This is a genomic window from Nostoc sp. (genome assembly GCF_036917395.1).
GTDB lineage: Bacteria > Cyanobacteriota > Cyanobacteriia > Cyanobacteriales > Nostocaceae > Nostoc.
Window position 1 is genome coordinate 1 of the sequence record NZ_JBALDI010000019.1, and the last position, 15,497, is coordinate 15,497.

The 15,497-nt window shown below is 41.5% G+C and carries 20 protein-coding genes and 1 pseudogene; 7 read left to right on the forward strand and 14 right to left on the reverse strand.

From position 1 onward, the window contains the following. Positions 1-95: 95 nt before the first annotated feature. Positions 96-1,283, reverse strand: a pseudogene (locus V7K46_RS09275) (aromatic ring-hydroxylating dioxygenase subunit alpha); the annotation flags it as partial. 372 nt (positions 1,284-1,655) lie between these two features. Between V7K46_RS09275 and V7K46_RS09280 the strand changes: the two are divergent. Continuing rightward, positions 1,656-1,901, forward strand: coding sequence for a Y-family DNA polymerase (locus tag V7K46_RS09280; protein WP_335112353.1), 246 nt, complete (start codon positions 1,656-1,658; stop codon positions 1,899-1,901). An 88-nt stretch (positions 1,902-1,989) separates the two neighbouring features. Here the strand turns inward: V7K46_RS09280 and V7K46_RS09285 are convergent, their stop codons facing one another. Together V7K46_RS09285 and V7K46_RS09290 are read right to left on the reverse strand one after the other, a co-directional pair. Further along, the gene (locus V7K46_RS09285; protein ID WP_335112355.1) at positions 1,990-2,304 is read right to left on the reverse strand and encodes a hypothetical protein; all 315 of its coding nucleotides are present in this window, start codon (positions 2,302-2,304) and stop codon (positions 1,990-1,992) included. 182 nt (positions 2,305-2,486) lie between these two features. Then, positions 2,487-2,633 carry a hypothetical protein gene (locus tag V7K46_RS09290; protein ID WP_335112357.1) on the reverse strand — a complete coding sequence of 49 codons (147 nt, stop codon included), beginning with the start codon at positions 2,631-2,633 and terminating at the stop codon, positions 2,487-2,489. Positions 2,634-2,698: 65 nt separating this feature from the next. On the opposite strand from V7K46_RS09290, the gene V7K46_RS09295 reads away from it, so the two are divergent. From V7K46_RS09295 to V7K46_RS09305, 3 genes are all read left to right on the forward strand, one after another. Further along, entirely contained in the window at positions 2,699-3,115 is a 417-nt protein-coding gene (locus tag V7K46_RS09295) for a hypothetical protein (RefSeq protein WP_335112359.1), read from the forward strand. 311 nt (positions 3,116-3,426) lie between these two features. Then, positions 3,427-4,320: a hypothetical protein gene (locus tag V7K46_RS09300; protein ID WP_335112361.1), complete on the forward strand. Its 894-nt coding sequence runs from the start codon at positions 3,427-3,429 to the stop codon at positions 4,318-4,320. Between the two features lie 9 nt (positions 4,321-4,329). Beyond that, a complete protein-coding gene (locus tag V7K46_RS09305) occupies positions 4,330-4,761 on the forward strand; it encodes a hypothetical protein (RefSeq protein ID WP_335112363.1) in 432 nt (143 codons plus the stop codon). Between the two features lie 189 nt (positions 4,762-4,950). Here the strand turns inward: V7K46_RS09305 and V7K46_RS09310 are convergent, their stop codons facing one another. Further along, positions 4,951-5,253 carry an antibiotic biosynthesis monooxygenase family protein gene (locus V7K46_RS09310; protein WP_335112365.1) on the reverse strand — a complete coding sequence of 101 codons (303 nt, stop codon included), beginning with the start codon at positions 5,251-5,253 and terminating at the stop codon, positions 4,951-4,953. A 97-nt stretch (positions 5,254-5,350) separates the two neighbouring features. Continuing rightward, positions 5,351-5,626: a hypothetical protein gene (locus V7K46_RS09315; protein WP_335112367.1), complete on the reverse strand. Its 276-nt coding sequence runs from the start codon at positions 5,624-5,626 to the stop codon at positions 5,351-5,353. Positions 5,627-6,305: 679 nt separating this feature from the next. Between V7K46_RS09315 and V7K46_RS09320 the strand changes: the two genes are divergently transcribed. The 3 genes from V7K46_RS09320 to V7K46_RS09330 all read left to right on the forward strand — a co-directional run bounded on the left by V7K46_RS09320 (position 6,306) and on the right by V7K46_RS09330 (position 7,532). Then, positions 6,306-6,530, forward strand: coding sequence for an S-layer homology domain-containing protein (locus V7K46_RS09320; RefSeq protein WP_335112369.1), 225 nt, complete (start codon positions 6,306-6,308; stop codon positions 6,528-6,530). Positions 6,531-6,545: 15 nt separating this feature from the next. After that, positions 6,546-6,947, forward strand: a complete 402-nt coding sequence (locus tag V7K46_RS09325) for an S-layer homology domain-containing protein (RefSeq protein WP_335112371.1) — start codon at positions 6,546-6,548, stop codon at positions 6,945-6,947. A gap of 417 nt (positions 6,948-7,364) precedes the next feature. Then, the gene (locus V7K46_RS09330) at positions 7,365-7,532 is read left to right on the forward strand and encodes a hypothetical protein (protein WP_335112373.1); all 168 of its coding nucleotides are present in this window, start codon (positions 7,365-7,367) and stop codon (positions 7,530-7,532) included. On the opposite strand, the gene V7K46_RS09335 is transcribed toward V7K46_RS09330, so the two are convergent. From V7K46_RS09335 to V7K46_RS09375, 9 genes are all read right to left on the reverse strand, one after another. Next, positions 7,529-8,992: a DNA cytosine methyltransferase gene (locus V7K46_RS09335; RefSeq protein WP_335112375.1), complete on the reverse strand. Its 1,464-nt coding sequence runs from the start codon at positions 8,990-8,992 to the stop codon at positions 7,529-7,531. The genes V7K46_RS09330 and V7K46_RS09335 overlap by 4 nt on opposite strands. Continuing rightward, positions 8,989-9,513 (reverse strand): ASCH domain-containing protein, encoded by a 525-nt coding sequence (locus tag V7K46_RS09340; protein ID WP_335112377.1) that lies wholly within the window; start codon positions 9,511-9,513, stop codon positions 8,989-8,991. Before V7K46_RS09340 ends, V7K46_RS09335 begins: the two co-directional genes overlap by 4 nt. A 5-nt stretch (positions 9,514-9,518) precedes the next feature. After that, positions 9,519-9,899 (reverse strand): hypothetical protein, encoded by a 381-nt coding sequence (locus tag V7K46_RS09345; RefSeq protein ID WP_335112379.1) that lies wholly within the window; start codon positions 9,897-9,899, stop codon positions 9,519-9,521. A 51-nt stretch (positions 9,900-9,950) separates the two neighbouring features. Further along, the gene (dnaB, locus tag V7K46_RS09350; protein ID WP_335112381.1) at positions 9,951-11,315 is read right to left on the reverse strand and encodes a replicative DNA helicase; all 1,365 of its coding nucleotides are present in this window, start codon (positions 11,313-11,315) and stop codon (positions 9,951-9,953) included. A 119-nt stretch (positions 11,316-11,434) separates the two neighbouring features. Further along, positions 11,435-12,847 carry a hypothetical protein gene (locus V7K46_RS09355; protein WP_335112383.1) on the reverse strand — a complete coding sequence of 471 codons (1,413 nt, stop codon included), beginning with the start codon at positions 12,845-12,847 and terminating at the stop codon, positions 11,435-11,437. A 225-nt stretch (positions 12,848-13,072) separates the two neighbouring features. Continuing rightward, positions 13,073-13,663, reverse strand: a complete 591-nt coding sequence (locus V7K46_RS09360; RefSeq protein WP_335112385.1) for an alpha-ketoglutarate-dependent dioxygenase AlkB family protein — start codon at positions 13,661-13,663, stop codon at positions 13,073-13,075. Between the two features lie 5 nt (positions 13,664-13,668). Next, the gene (locus V7K46_RS09365; RefSeq protein WP_335112387.1) at positions 13,669-14,361 is read right to left on the reverse strand and encodes a hypothetical protein; all 693 of its coding nucleotides are present in this window, start codon (positions 14,359-14,361) and stop codon (positions 13,669-13,671) included. Next, entirely contained in the window at positions 14,358-14,825 is a 468-nt protein-coding gene (locus V7K46_RS09370; RefSeq protein ID WP_335112389.1) for a hypothetical protein, read from the reverse strand. Before V7K46_RS09370 ends, V7K46_RS09365 begins: the two co-directional genes overlap by 4 nt. Before the next feature lie 85 nt (positions 14,826-14,910). Further along, a complete protein-coding gene (locus V7K46_RS09375) occupies positions 14,911-15,150 on the reverse strand; it encodes a hypothetical protein (RefSeq protein ID WP_335112391.1) in 240 nt (79 codons plus the stop codon). Positions 15,151-15,497: the final 347 nt, after the last annotated feature.

Sequence of the window (15,497 nt, forward strand, 5' to 3'; positions counted from 1 at the left end):
TTGAATATAATGAAGTGGATTTTTCATTTTGGTAGACGGTCAAAATCCCGTTCTACCATTTTTTTGACACCTAGTTAATATTCCGGACGTGTCTAGACATCAAAAAGCTTTTGTTTGTCTAATTCCAGCAAGGGAAGATCGGTATTACACCCTGAAACCCAAGGAATACTACCTCCAGCTTTTTTCTCCAACCACTGGCGAAATGTAATTACCATTTTATCTTGAGGATTGGGTGTATAAACTGCGTTCACCCATTGACCCTTTTGACGTTTAGCTAGAATCTTCTGTTGATAATGAAGAAATACTAAATCTTGGTGTAAGAACAAGGATGACAAAACATGTCCTAGCCAAGTTGGCATTGGTAGCCCAAAGACTCCTAATCCTTTAGGTGTCTTACCCATCTGGTTCTTAACTAAGACCTGACAGCCAATATGACGACACCACCCTGGGCGTGTAGGGCTAGCATACAATGCTAGGATTAGCTTACCACCATCGTGTGAAGTAGAAACAATCCTCATCTGACAAGGTGGTTGAAAGTCGTGAATTGCTTGCGAGATCGTGGGAGCAGTCGGTGTTATTTCAAAAGAAAATCCTTCTTGAGTAGACATTTGCTTGATGCAAAGCATATCGTAGTAATTAGCATCTTTATAGCGATTGCCAACTAGACCGTGGTGGGAAACAGGGACATGGGCTGGGTCAGCTACATTTTCCATAAAAAAATCCCATCCATAGGGTAGGTCACGTATATTCCAAAATAGATGAACTACTCTGTCGGAATTTTCTTCAAGTTCTGGAATAATTCGTGGTGTCTTCAATTGACTTTCAAGCTGTGCCTCAGAACCAGACTCAGCCCAAACCCACAATAAACCCTGCCGTTCTTGTGTTGGATAACTAATTGCAGATGACTTTGAATTTGAGCAGTGCTTCGAGGATGTCTCCTGATCTTTCGACTGGGGAATGCTCACACAGTTTCCCTGCGAATCAAAACGCCAAGCATGATAAGCACATAAAAGTGTGCCATCCGACTCAACACGCCCTTCTGAAAGAGGAGCTAGTCGATGGGGGCAACAATCTTCAAAGCAAGACCATTTACTCAAACTGTCTCGCCACAAGACTAAATCTTTTCCTAATAACTGTATTGCATGTGGGCGAGATGGATCTAGAAAATTCACAACTGCTACTGGATACCACTGCTTTGTCCATTGAAATACTTCTTCTTTGTTTTGATTCAATGGAATGCTTGCGTTATCCATATCCCCTTGAAAATCTATTTTAGTGGTCATGTGTGTTCTTTTATGTTTTTGAACTAATAAAGTTAGATCTGTTTAATATTTAATATAGTTGCAATTCCAGTATGCTCTTTTCTACTTAAAAAACTTTCTTCGCTTGCCTGATGGCATAAAAACTATGTATCCCTTTAAACACCCCTTCAGGAGACAGTTGCTCAAAACAACAGCAGTTGGTGAAAATGCCATTGCAGTTTGACGCATCAGTTGAAAAGTAATTACAACTAAGTAACTAAAAGCAAAAAGTTATACTTTGATAGTGAAGGTCAATGCAGATACGGTAATTTTAGCTCTCAAATAGTGCTAGTGTACTATAAAACTGATATTATATTTACTTTCTTGAAAATGATGTAAAAAACGAGACTGTTTGTGGTGGAGCTACCCTTGGGACAAGAATCTGTCGCTAGAACTAGGAAAATAGTTCACGTAGATATGGATGCTTTTTACGCATCGGTAGAGCAGCGAGATAATCCTGACTATCGAGGCAAACCGCTAGTAGTCGGTGGCAGTCCCAATCAGCGAGGTGTAGTTGCAGCAGCCAGCTATGAAGCTCGTAAGTTTGGTATTCACTCCGCGATGCCGTCAGTAACCGCTTTTGATTGGGGTGATTTGTAACATTCCAATGTCAAAATTACCTCGTGAATACTTTTACTTTTATGGTTTTGTAGTAATTATGAACGCAGTACCCCGACGGTGATTTAAGCTAGCAATCATCTATCATAGCTTCAATTACAATACCGCCAAACCGAGCTTCATCGGCCCAGCATTTCACTGCTTCAATGTAGCAAATATTACTTTTATACTCCTCCTTAGATTCAATTAAAGTTGCCCCAAATCCAATTTCAAATACATTTTCCTCAGATCCTTCCTTCCTTGAACAAGTATAGAAATCTAACTTTCGCCCCTGATCATCACAAGCTTTGCCATAACAATCATTGCAAACTTCATGTGGATATCTCATGAAATGTTTAACTGGAAGCGAACAGACTGGGCAAGGATGAAATTTAGTATTGCTCATACATCTTTTGTACATCTTTATCAGTCCAGCATAATCCCTGGTTGTCTAATTAATGTTGTTTCTCCCTCTAGTTATTTACTAGGTTAGTACTTGTGCGAGAAAGTGATGACGAAAATGAAGAGGAGTGCAGTGTGAGCATGAGGACGCACTGGGCGTACAGCCCTACTAATCTTCTATATTTTTTATCCATCAAATTTAGCAACCTCCCTGTGGAGATAACGCTCAAGCACCCAAATACTCACGTCTAGAAAGTCTACTGTTGACTGTTTTGCCATAGGTGGTAAAGCCATGCCGTCACGCTTATCGCTCTGGTAATTAACGGTTCTCAACAGTCAGTGTGCTGTAGCTATTGTATGGCAATGGTTATAGCCTATAAATGTAAAAGATATACAACTTGCTAAAGGCTATTTTACTTATTCATCAAGGAATAACAAACTCATACGAGTTAGGTTACAAATTAGGTAATAGAGGAAAAAAAGACGTATACATTTCTCGACACGGACAGTATGCAAAACAGGCTTTAGAAGCACTCAAGCTTATTACAAGGATGCGTCAGGGCAATAAGTGGCTGACTGAATTAACCCAAAAAGGGAGATTAATTGCTGAAGCACCTAATGAAGATTTACAAGTCAGACTGCTCATTGAAGCTATGTTAAGTTACCCTCCTGTTTGGCGAATTATTGATGCAGTCTCACTAAAACAATCACAACTAAATAGTGTGCTAGTTTTAAATGATCAAGTAGTTAAAGAGCTTACTTTTCCAGAAGTATTAAAAGACGCAGATACTAGTAATCGTCGCTCACAGACTTGAAAAAACTGGATAAAGTGGATATCTAAAAAGTCAGGAATTCCTATCCGTATTCATGAATCAGGGGTACAGCTTACAATTCCAATGTTATTTGCAGAAGTACTGGATGGTGCAGATACTGACTTATAAGTTTTCTGAGGTTTATAGCCAATATTTTATAAAAAAAACTGATGCGATCTTTTTGGAATTGTTGGCTATGTTGAAAAACTAATTTATGGGTCTTGAGCCATAAATGACAGTAAAAATATCTAGATTGCATACTTGCATAAGATTTTTAAGTAAGTATAAACATTACCAATGGAAAGAAATAAACTATGGAATTAATTTTAAATAATTACATCTACCAGAATGTATTTGCACGTCAAGAGCAGATAGTCCGCGTTTACTCCCAAAGAGAAGGAGCGAATGGCAGAGTTTTTTTAGAAGATATTGTAGAAATTTTGTTAACTGATATACCTTCAAATCCTAATAAAAAAATATCTAATAGGGCTGATTACAATGTACTCACTATAACCCAAGATAAAATTCAACTTTCTGGAATTAAGCTGATTGAACATCAAGGTTTACACCTTGCAGATGTAGAGCAGCTTCATGAGTTCTATAGTTTTTGTGATGAACTGGCGGCAGAAGAACTCTATGAAAGTTTGGGAGAGTGGCTAAGTTTCCAAGTTTGTACCTTGATTAATAAAAGATTAGCTCACTTAGGCGAAATGGTAAGCCAGATACCTTTCTGGGAAAAGTATACTTTAAAAATTTCAAAATTATTTGATGAAAATCAAAAAATAACAATTAGAGAATGGTTGATTGGCTCTTACGGCTTAAATGTTTCTTGGATAATTACTACATTTACTAATAAAGTTAGGAACATGATGGCTAGTGCTTATAAAGTGAACTCTGGTGAAAAAGCAGATAAAAATGAAGGTAGTGTGAATGTATATTATCCGAGAAATTTTGCTTTTGTTACTCAAACAATAAACTGGTGGGTTGAGAGTGATGATTGGAGTTGGTTAAAAGAAGTAATTAAAAACAGTGTCGTTGTGAAAAATTCTATTGATGAAGACAAAGAGCAAGTGAGAAAATTGAAAAAGGAGGGCTTCAGTATTGATGATATAATCCAAAAAGTTTGGAATGTGACCCAAACTTCCCATCAGGTTGAAGATGAAAATTATCAATACAAGATTTTGAAAGCTTTCGTTCAAATGGTCTAAGGGGACAAAATGATATTAGAAAGAAACGCTATAGAAATGGAAGATGCAATCAAGATATTGCAATCAAATGGGCTGCAACCGAATACACGTCGGCTAGGAAGCAAAAAAACTTTGATAGCGAAGCTAGTGGATGGTTATTCACTCATGATCGAAGAAGATAAATCAAGTCCTGGTTATTTATGTGCTTATTTAAAAAGTGATGAGCGCGGAGTTATTACAACTTGGCATGAAATCACTCGTAAATCTTTAGCATTAGCTATCAAATATGTACAGGAGCAACTAGGAATAGCTTCTAAACAAAAACCATTTGGTGAGCGTTGGAATATTGTTGCTGCTGCTGTAGTTAGTCTTGCAATGGTAGGCACGAGTTATGTACTTGTTAGCAATAAGTTAGCTGAATGTAATACTCAGCAATCCCAACAGCCTCTAATTCAACCTTAAACTGGAGAGAAATTAAAATTTGTATAACTGCAATGGGAACTAAATTTTAAAGTCTCTTTATCTCTCCATCGAAACTGGTAAATTTTATTTCCGTAAAAATTTAGGCGAGTGGTTTCGACTGCATCGAATAAATCATCATTTTTAGTAATCATAGTTGAAGTCTGGCTCCTCTAAATTCTACTTTGAGATTTAATACTCTGCTTCAATTTGATAAAGGGCAGGGTTAGCTTCAACAGGTAATTGTTGTTCAAAAATCTCATTTTGAGAAATACGTTTAGAGAATGCCGATTGCCACGCTTCTTTACTAGACCATTTTGCAATATTAATAAATTGAAATCTCTCGGTTGGGTCAAGACTGCGATGTAACTTTGTGTCGATAAAACCTGGTTCATTTTTCATCAACTGAGCAGTCTGATTCCATTTCCGAAGAAATTCATCTTCCAAACCTTGAGGAACGGAGAAGACATTGATCAGTACCACAGGTGAATCCATAAAAGCTATTTTTAAACTCTGTCGTGCTAGACGATAGCATTTTCAAACAGAAGCGGGGATGTACCTATAGTAGGATTATACAAGTTTTAGATGCTGCTCACCGACACAAATCATCAACCCTCAAGTCGCGCCAGACATCAGACGGTTGCCAGCCGGAGTTACCCACAGAGCATGGGGGACGATAGTGTTCAGAGATGTAGTCCGATTTTGATGCTTCAATGCACACAGGTGGATTTGGTTCAATCACTGTTTCAGGAATATTTTGGCTCCCAGGCATCTCAATGGGTTCAGTGGGTGGTGGGGTTACTTCTGTTTTCTTGCAAACTGAGTTAGAGGTTTTTTTGATGAGTCGTTGCATATCTATAGTCATCATTCGGCTCTCCACAAAGAACGGATATCCCAGAATACAGGAAGTTATCAGCGAATCAGAGACATTTTGCCAGAAAGTTTGTCTCTTTTTGAATGATCAAGATTTCCAGTACTTATACAGAGGTGTGAATATTTAGTGTTGTATAAACTAAATTTTGGTAAAAGGTGATAAACGTAAATTTATATCCTCTATTGAGATGAATAACTCAGTAGAGTATTTTTGTGAGAGTCACTGCCCTTAAGGAATCTTTCGCCTTTGCTACTGCCCGATTGACAACGGTCTTCTACAGCCATTAGTACCTTGTGTAATCATGTTTGTTGATGCTTAAACCAGTGATGGTGTAACGCTTGGCTATTGAAAGTTATTTTGTATGCTATTTGTGGGCATTCGGTCAGCTACTAACCCAACTTCTCTCTGCACTGTGTAATGTTTAGGTAGATACTGCTCAAAAGGTAGTGCCATTGGAGCGATCGCCCAATCGTCTGCTGCCCCACGGCAGCAATAACGGAATTCTAAGTATAACTAATAACTTTAACAAACCTGATTAAAAAAAGCAACGTCTACAAAGGTAAGCATTCAATTCATTATAAAACCTTTGCTCAAATCAACTTTTAATTTCTTTTCGGGTTCACTAACTGCCAAAACGGGAGCAGGTACTGCTGCAATTATATTGTTATGCGCTTTGACGACTAAACCAGTGGTTGCCCAAGTGCCAAGCTTTAGCGATGTTGACACTGATATTTATGCTAAAGAGATTCAAGAGGCTGTTGAGATAGGACTGATTGCAGGCTTTACTTCTAATAATACTTTCCGTCCCACGTTAGAGCTAACCCGCGAACAGATGGTGTCGATGGTAATAAATGCTCTCAGTCAACTACCCCCCAGTCCTTTGACTGTGCCAAGTTAGCAAGCACCAGATTTATTGAAAACAACTAACAAACCTTACCGAGATGTAGAGGTAACTCGTTGGAGTGCTGGAAAGATTGAGTGGGCAAAAGAGAATGAGATTATAATCGGCTACTCTGATGGTACTTTTCGTCCGACCCAAATAGTAACCCGTGCGGAGTTGATAGCAGTTTTGCGTAAAGCTGTTGAATATGGAGAAAATACTAGACGTTCAGAAGGTATAAAGAGGCAACAGGCTATAACTTTTAGTGATATATCTGCTCATTGGGGGCAGAAAGCGATTACAGAGATGTCTGCCTATTGCGGTGTTGCAACTCCCGTCAATGAAACTGGAAACGCTTTTTTTCCTAATCTTGGGACACAGCGAAATTATGCAGCAGCAGCCACGTTAAGGATGCTCAACTGTCTTAGGAAGTAAGTTCAACTCTGCGTTGTTTTATGTATTCAAAGCAAGGGTAAGCGATCGCCTCAACGTTCTTCCAGGCGGGAGAAAAGTAGTCTATTCTTTTACTATGTGTAGAATTACAAAGTGCAAAATGCCATCGGGTATCTGTTGCAAATCAATTACATGAACTTACAGGCATTACGGTCAACATTTACAGTAACTTCACTTCCGAGCGACCGCTCGTTTATACTCGCACTTTTAAGCGAAGAAACCTTTTTGTTATGCTCTATATACGCGGAAATAAACTTAATTGAATTAATGCCATGTCCTCACTACAAACTTAACACTACAGTTATGATAATCTCCTCAATCAGCAGCCATCATAGAAAATCAAACTCCTCTTCTTATTGAGCGAAAGTTTAGAATATTCTCTAAAGATAATTAAGAAAAATGATTAAGCCTAAAAATTCGTATCGCGGACACTCAATGGAAAAAGTTGGTCACGGTAAAAGAGCGGTATTTAAAACAACTATCAACGAAAAAGAATGGTCTGCCGTGACTGAATTAGAGGTAAAAACAGCAATTGATGCTTGGATTGATGAAGGAGTAGAGCTTTAGCGATTGCCTACATAGCTATAACTTTGTGCCGACATGAATAATTGACTTGCAAAACTGGGAGGTACGGAATAGCCGATAATTGACCCCGCCGTAGCAGTCTCGTTGGGAAACTCGTACCAATCGGGAAACCCTTGTAACTTTGCCGCTCCTGCAATTGACAAAGATTTGACCGTACCATCCGGCAACCAGATATCAGCGAACTTACTACGGTTACAGCCTTTGTGATCTGTGAAATGGGATCGCAGAATGGTGTTACAGGGTAGATGCCCAGGCTTATACTTCATTCCGTTGCGCCCTCCAACTCTCTCTAGTAGCAATGGCGTTGGTTCGTTAGTTGCCAGAAATTGTTCTACCGCTTGCCGTTGTTTGGGGAGTAGTTGGGAATCGGTCATCATGGGAATGAGATGGGCGATCGCCTCGTACCAACCGCAAGGTGTAGTTCCCGAAGGTAAGGCAACATGAAAACCCTTGCTTGCAATCAGGACTAACCGCCGCCGCGCCTGGGGTAGCCCAAAGTCAGCCATGTTGACCACGCTGTAATCGACCGAGTACCCCTCAAGTTCCAAAGCTGACAGAATGATACTGAAACTCTGACTGTTCTGATAGCGTGGCACATTCTCCAGCGTAAACACCCGTGGCTGTAACTGTCGGATGGCTTCTGCGACTGCGATCGCTGCACTCAGATCATCAGCCGTTTCAATACCCTTACCCGCTTTGGCTGTGTGAGCTTGGCTGAAGTTGGCACACACCGGGGAGGCATGGAGATAGTCGGGGCGGCGCGGAAAACCTAGAAATCCTAACCGTGCTACTTCTTGGACTGTTAGCTGGATTATTCTACAGCCGTACTTGCTAAAGTTGCGGTGATGGGTTTTGGCGATTGCCCTGCTCAAGTCTGGTTTGGTGGGGTCGAATTCCACCGCAATGACTGGACGAATCCCCGCTTGCACCATCCCCGCTTCAATCCCACCGCCACCCGCGAATAGTACTACAGCGATCAGGGCATCATCTGGAAGAACAGGTTTTAATTTTGTGTTATTAAAATTTTTGCAGACATCTAATTTTGGCGATGTCTTTTTAGTTTTCGCTTTTTTGATAAAGGCGATGATATTCTCTCGCGTTGCCCTCTCTTGTTGCATTAGACGAATCATTGGAACAGCGCCAGGGGGAATTGAACCTATACTTTTGCCTTTCCATGCCCCGTTTATCTTCTCTTTCCAATTGAATGCCCATCGCCAATCTTCGGGATTATTCGGGTCACGTTCACCAATCACGCGGGGATAAAAAACGTTTGAACCATCAAGTAGCTTTTTAGTTTCGAGGTACTGATAAAGACAACCGACCGATTCCCCCTGTGAGGCTTTGACCCCTTTCTCTAAGAAATTTTCGGGTGTTGCAGATAACTCAATTATTACTGATTTTGGCTTTGGAAGTAGCGTATGACTTCGGGCTGTTTTAATCATGCAGCCACCTCCATGACCAAATCATCCGGTACTTCAAAAATCCCCAACCCTTCGGCTACGCTCAGGGCAAGCCGCCCAATGTAAGGAATTGGTGTAATCTCTCGCGGATTCTCCAGCTGACAGTGGTACTGAAGAGGCATTCCCCAGCCAGATGCAACTTGTGAGAATCGGCAATCAACTATTGTGACAATGCCAATAACTTGTCCCACACGGAGCCTAGTCCTGAAAAATTGGGCAGGCTTTTTTGGATAGTCGTTTGGCTTCACGATTAATTTGTGGAGTATGAAGCCTGCCCAATTTTTTGCGGCAAATTCGAGACGTAAAGAGATTAACTCTGGGATTACTACCCCCATCCCTTGGCAAAATTCTCTCGCTAGCTGATACTCTTTCTTGGTACAGGTTTTTGCAGCGTGAATCAGAATGTCGCCACGATAATTGATAGGCCAGCCTCGGTTTTCAACATTTTTGAGAGCATAAATTATTGCCCATGCCCAAGGCTGACGAACAGATAGCGCTTTCATCGGTTTTAAAACTCCAGCAATTGAACGTAAGCGTCTAATGCTGCAAGTGCCGGATGTGGATGTATTTGCGACTTCAGCCCATTACAGATTGTGGCGATAGTTCCAAGCTCTATGAAAGTGAAATGAATATTGGACTGACGGTCAGAACAGCGATGTAGAACTGTTAGAAGAACAAAATTCAACTGTCTGAGAATTACATCTTCAGCTACATGAAGTCGCCAAGTAAGGTTTTCGGAAGTAACCGAACGCCAGGGGTTATCGAAAGAACACTTTTCGACTTTGGGTAGCACTTTTACCTTAAACCTGTAATCCCGGTCAGTAGTAGAGCATTCATCAGGGGCAAGAGCCGCCCATTGTTGTAAAAGTTGTTGGTAAGTTTCAATCATTCTCAGTTCCCTGTCTTGCGTAAAAGACAATGTTTATCCTCTAGTAGAGCCTTAAAAACTACGACCACGAGATAAATTCTTGAATCTGGTAAACTGATGGTAAAATAAAAGCTTGACTGTACCAGTTGGGCCATTGCGTTGCTTGCGAACGACTAACTCAGCAATGCCACGATCTGGAGTATCGGGGTTGTACATCTCTGAGCGGTAAAGCATGATCACAACATCGCTGTCTTGCTCAACAGCACCACTGTCTTTTAAATCACTTAGTACAGGGCGTTTATCGTTACGGTGTTCAACTTCGCGGTTGAGTTGGGACAAAGCCAGTACAGGTACATCCAAATCTTTGGCTAATCTTTTTAATCCCCGGCTGATTTCACCGACTCGTTGAGCCATGTTCACCCGTGAATCAGTATCAAGAGCCATAAGCTGTAAGTAGTCAATGATGACAAGCCCAACACCACCGTAATGGGATGAAATTCGGCGGACTTGGCTACGGATTTGATTAAGAGAAGGGCAAGATTCGTCGTTGATGAAAATCTGTTGTTCGCTTAATTCCGCGATCGCCACGCTCAAAGGTTGCCACTGACTTTCATTCACATTCCCAGTTTCCAAAAAGTTATTTTCAATGCCAGATTCGCTGCTTAAGAATCGCTGTACGTACTCATCAGTAGACATTTCCAAGCTGAAAACGCAGATCGGCATCTTCCCAGTTTTGGCAACATTGAGAGCGAGATTACCAGCCAAAGCGGATTTACCAACAGAAGGACGAGCAGCCAGTACATACAACCGTTTGCAGCGAAAACCACCGCCGAGTATACTGTCCAGGTCATAAAATCCAGTCCTTGCTGCTGGTGAGCCTGTACCAGCATGACGCGCTTCAATTTCGGTAAAAGTGTCGGCTAGGGCATGAGAAATATGAACCAAGTCAGAGGCAGAATGCTCAGACGTAATGCTGTAGACTTTTTGTTCGGCTTCGTCGAGAATTACAGGTAAATCAGTTTCGGTGGCATAGCCGAGTTGAACAATCTCAGTGCCAGCAAGGATTAACTGCCGCCTTTGGTATTTTTCCATTACCAAGTCAGCTAAAGCATCGATGTTCACAGCTGACACAGTACAGCCAACCAGACTGGCCAGTTTATTGCGTCCACCGATACGGAACAATAAGCCATTATCAGACAACCAGTTGGTGATGCAAAGCAAATCCGTTGGTAATCCTTGGCTGTACAGTCGTAGGGCTGCTTGATAAATGTCTTTATGGGCATTGATGTAAAAAGCATCTGCCACCAAGCGATCGCTGATTCGGCTCATGGCACTTGGATCGAGCATGATGCCACCGAGTATTACTTCTTCAGCCTCAATGCTTTGTGGGGGTAAGCGGTCTTGTTGGGATGTGAAGTTTGATTTGTCTTGTGTCATAAATCCTCAAACAGAAGTCGGAAGAAAGGAGGTCGGAAGTTGCAAGTTAAGAGTGAAGAACAGGGGCAGGGGAAGTCAGGAAGAAAGCCGAATTTGGAAAAAATACTTCCGACTTCAACTCATGCAGCTTGTGGGTGTAAGTAGGCATACATGGAGGGATGTGTCAGCTTTAACCAATCCAACCATTTGAGCGTTGCGCCTACGTCTTCTCGGTCATAGCGAGTGCTGAAAGAAGCGATCGCTTTGTCCTTGTCAACTTCATCCATGCGGTCTAGAAGTTCACTGAATGTGGCTTTATGCCAATCAAGAGAACGATTTGAGTAGTAACCGATGGGTTGGTCATTGGGTTTTGATTCTTCAGTTTGCGGTGTAGATGAAGAGAGAACTTTTGACCAATAAACCAGCAGTTCTTCTAAACCAGCTTTACTCACCTCCAAATTGCTGATTGATTTGATCACAGTGGGGACTTTTTGCTGCCAATTAACCTTGTCCCACTCGGCTCTCTCCTTAGCGATTAACTCCACCAGACGGCGATCGCAGGTTTGGTAAATCTTGTCTCTGGAAGAAGTACGCCAGGGGAAACGCCAACAGCGGAGTTTGATTTCATTTCTGTAAACTGCGGGTAAAGACTCAGATGCCAAGATGCTGGGGTCAAGCAGGATGTGATTGAGCAAGTCATCAATCGACTGAAATCTTGGTTTGCTTGGCTTATTGTTCGTTTGTTCGTTTTTATCGGAGCCTAGACCTGAAAAACTGCCAGCCTTCATAACCTCTTGATTAACCGTATTGACAACACGACTATCGCAACAAGGCTGGCAGTTTTTTGCGGCAAATTCGTTATCGAACAAGCCCATCGCGATAGTAGGTCTACATGAGGGAATGTCTGTTTGATGCAAAGTCTCGGATTGATTTGACAACGAAGTGAGAGATTCGGGAATTGGTTCTTCCTGGTTTGATTGTTCGTTTAAGTCAGACTCTTCACACACACATTCGAGCGTGGGGGGTGTGTTGGGTTCAAGGGGTGCTGTACTTAGTGTGAATTCCTTAGATGGGATTACCTTAATGGGAATACCTTTGTGGGTCAAATTTGACCCCACCCCCCATGCAGAATTGACCCCACTACTGGGTGCAAAATTGCCCCCACCCCCCATGCAATTTTGACTGGGGTTAATTTTGGCTAGGGCTTCTTTTGCTGTCTTAATTTGTGAACGAAGTAATTGAATTTGGTCAGGAGAAACCCACAAAGAAGGTGGAGTGGGAGTATAAATGTTAGTAGTTCCAATACGTTCTTGTATTTCAATCATTCCGGCGGCTAGTAAAAGCTTGATGGCATTTTTGGCAGTTTTGAGAGCGATGTAACAATGTTTAGCCATTTTCGGAATAGACTCAAAACAACCGCTTACACCTGCTCTCCTTTGGATATGCGCGTACAGCCTGAATTCTGATGATTCAAGTGGATAATCATCAAAAAAACCGGGAATGAAGACTTCAAAAGCTGTCCGATTATTAATCTGATTTTCTGCTAAACTCATAGATATATTTTTCCCGATTACTTAATTTTCTTTTCCCTCGGTTTGCGCCAAAATATCGAGGGTTTGGCTTTTGTTTAGAAGTGAAAATTGTTCATCCTCTAAAGCTTAAATGTTGAGTGTGGAGAAATTTATATAATTCTGGATGCAGGTTTTATCTTCACAATTGGAGGCAATTTTCCTTGTTTGATTTATGACTAGATTGAAGTTTCAATCCAGATAAAATACTCATTTCCTGCCCCCTATGTGCGGTCGAAAAGTTAGATTAATCCGTGTACTAACGACCTTATTAGTCTTCGGGACTTGATGCAGATGAGTACTCTGACAACCTGGAAGCATCACCAGCAGACTCCCATGCTCCAGCCAAAAGTCAGTCGGCTTACCCCCGATGGGCTTGATTTGGAATTTCCTCACCGAACCTAAACTGATTGATGCGATCGCTGGGTTAAATCCCATTGATGCTTCGCTATCGTTGTGCCAGCCGATAGAATGCTGTCCACTTCTATACTGATTGCCGATGACAATGCGGAAGCTGTAGCCAGTAGCAGTAGTAATCCTATCTCGCAGTTGAGCTAGCGCTGAAGTCCAAGGCAGTGGTTTAAGTAGTACACTCTTGGAGTAAAGGTAATCACAGCCCTCATCCCCGTAAATACATTCCAAACGAGGCACAGGCATCGTTTTACCCAGCATTCTGATTGTATTTTGCTGCCATTGCAGTTCTTGGCAATGTTGGTAGAGTTCGTCGGCTTCTTCCTTGTTCAGAAATTCTGGATAATAGTTGACTGGTAAAACTGTGGTTGGTTCATCAAAAAGTGACATCTGTTTCATAATTCTCCTTTGGCGATCGCCCGAACAATTTCTTCTGCCCGTTCCTGTGAAATAGCCTGTTCAGGATTCTTGTAAAACCCAACGATTTGAGATTTGGGACGCACAATAATACGCTGTGTAGTTGCACGTTTGTCCCATACCAAACATGAAATGGTTATGTTATCCGTAGCCCAACGAGTACCCCGTTTGTCTTTCCGAAAACAGAAGCGGGGCAAAATCAGTACAAGTGACGGCGGGTATTGTTGTAAGAAATTAGCCCGGTCATCACAAGGTTCGAGAAAGCTGGTTAGAAGGAATGCGGCTACACCCACACGTGCTTTTGCGAATGCATTCTTGATAATTGGTGCAGCAAACTCCGAATATGGCGGATTAGTACAGATCCAATCGCACTCTGGGAAAGAATCCCATGAATCGGATAGTGTTGCATCCAGATGGTAATCAGCCGCCTTATGTAGATCAATATCGTTCGTCCACATTTGCTTGGTGTAGGGCCACGCCGATAGTAATGTTGCGATCGCCCCATGTCCTACACAAGGCTCACCAATGACACCAGATAACGGAACATGGCGCAGTAGTTCAGTTGTGAACCAAGATGGAGACTCGTAAAAGTTCAGTGGATGCCTACCAACAGTTTCTCCTGTAGATTTAGGAGAGTATGGTTGTGGTGTCAGCAGTTGTGTGACAATCATACTTCATCCTCACTAAATTCAATGTGGCTTAAAGTCTGAAGTTCAACAGCTAATCCACTTAAGAAATTTTGGAGTTCGACTGTTGCTAATTCTTTGGATATCTCTTTTTCTGATGTGTAAATAGGTTGATTACCATTTATGTAGCCAAAATAAACTTGAGTGCGGGTTAAATTTTGCTCTGTGTCAGTTAACAGAGTTAAAGTAAATCTTCCAATTTTGCAAAAGTAATAAGGACGCTTTAGACTCCAAGACTTTCCGGGCTGCCAAGTGATTTTGGTTTTTTTACCAATGTGAACGCTGATAGATTCAAAACAAAAAAGGAAAATGTTCAGTAGGGCAAGCATTTTGCCACTGTTGTAATGGTCTAAAACTTGCTGTCTAATACCTGATTCTGCTAAACCATCAGGAATATCAATGTGAGCTTCAGATGAGATTTTTTCAACTACTGTGACTATGGCTTTCATATCCGTTTACCTATCTTGTAGTTTGTAATAAAATATTTAGAAAGGTGTATTACTCGTGCTTCAATTAAACCCCTGGCAACAAACGTTATTCAGGGAATAAACAATCGGTTTCATATTCGTCATCATCCTCATCCCCTGATGATGAATAATTTATTAATTCAAATTCTTCGACTGCAAACAAAGCCATAGCCACACACGCTCTTTCTGCTGGATGTGTAGCTGATTGCATTCGATATGATTCGGGGACTACATAACCTTGAATCGCGTAGAATTTCTTAGCTAGTTTTTCAATGAGTACATCTTTTTGGAAGTAGCCAAGTTCCATATCCTTTCCCCTCAAGGTAGAATTTGCCTTTGTTGTAAAAGTCTTAATTCTTGATTACTCGGCGATCGCTCTGCTTGACCGATGACCGATGTCTAATACCCAATGCCCAATGTCCATCAAGCCGTTACTAAAGATTTTCTAGCGAAAGCACCTGCCTGCTTTAGCGCTGCACTAGGGCTAGGGTGAGCGAAAAATCCTTCTACAGCTTTGGTCAACCCAGCCGCAACAACCGGATCATGGCAGGCGTAGACATAGATCCCACCTTCCGCACCCTAACTGTCACACATCAATAAAAAGTCTCTTTAGTAGTACATAGGAACTAAAGTAGAGTGAATAGAAAGAAGGAT

Bases quoted from the DNA above. Each gene is read 5' to 3' on its own strand.
- V7K46_RS09375 (WP_335112391.1), bottom strand. From the start codon at position 15,150: ATGGAACTTGGCTACTTCCAAAAAGATGTACTCATTGAAAAACTAGCT.
- dnaB (WP_335112381.1), bottom strand. From the start codon at position 11,315: ATGACACAAGACAAATCAAACTTCACATCCCAACAAGACCGCTTACCC.
- V7K46_RS09315 (WP_335112367.1), bottom strand. From the start codon at position 5,626: ATGATGACTATAGATATGCAACGACTCATCAAAAAAACCTCTAACTCA.
- V7K46_RS09330 (WP_335112373.1), top strand. From the start codon at position 7,365: ATGATTAAGCCTAAAAATTCGTATCGCGGACACTCAATGGAAAAAGTT.
- V7K46_RS09360 (WP_335112385.1), bottom strand. From the start codon at position 13,663: ATGTCACTTTTTGATGAACCAACCACAGTTTTACCAGTCAACTATTAT.
- V7K46_RS09365 (WP_335112387.1), bottom strand. From the start codon at position 14,361: ATGATTGTCACACAACTGCTGACACCACAACCATACTCTCCTAAATCT.
- V7K46_RS09340 (WP_335112377.1), bottom strand. From the start codon at position 9,513: ATGAAAGCGCTATCTGTTCGTCAGCCTTGGGCATGGGCAATAATTTAT.
- V7K46_RS09305 (WP_335112363.1), top strand. From the start codon at position 4,330: ATGATATTAGAAAGAAACGCTATAGAAATGGAAGATGCAATCAAGATA.
- V7K46_RS09345 (WP_335112379.1), bottom strand. From the start codon at position 9,899: ATGATTGAAACTTACCAACAACTTTTACAACAATGGGCGGCTCTTGCC.
- V7K46_RS09300 (WP_335112361.1), top strand. From the start codon at position 3,427: ATGGAATTAATTTTAAATAATTACATCTACCAGAATGTATTTGCACGT.
- V7K46_RS09285 (WP_335112355.1), bottom strand. From the start codon at position 2,304: ATGAGCAATACTAAATTTCATCCTTGCCCAGTCTGTTCGCTTCCAGTT.
- V7K46_RS09355 (WP_335112383.1), bottom strand. From the start codon at position 12,847: ATGAGTTTAGCAGAAAATCAGATTAATAATCGGACAGCTTTTGAAGTC.
- V7K46_RS09310 (WP_335112365.1), bottom strand. From the start codon at position 5,253: ATGGATTCACCTGTGGTACTGATCAATGTCTTCTCCGTTCCTCAAGGT.
- V7K46_RS09370 (WP_335112389.1), bottom strand. From the start codon at position 14,825: ATGAAAGCCATAGTCACAGTAGTTGAAAAAATCTCATCTGAAGCTCAC.
- V7K46_RS09335 (WP_335112375.1), bottom strand. From the start codon at position 8,992: ATGATTAAAACAGCCCGAAGTCATACGCTACTTCCAAAGCCAAAATCA.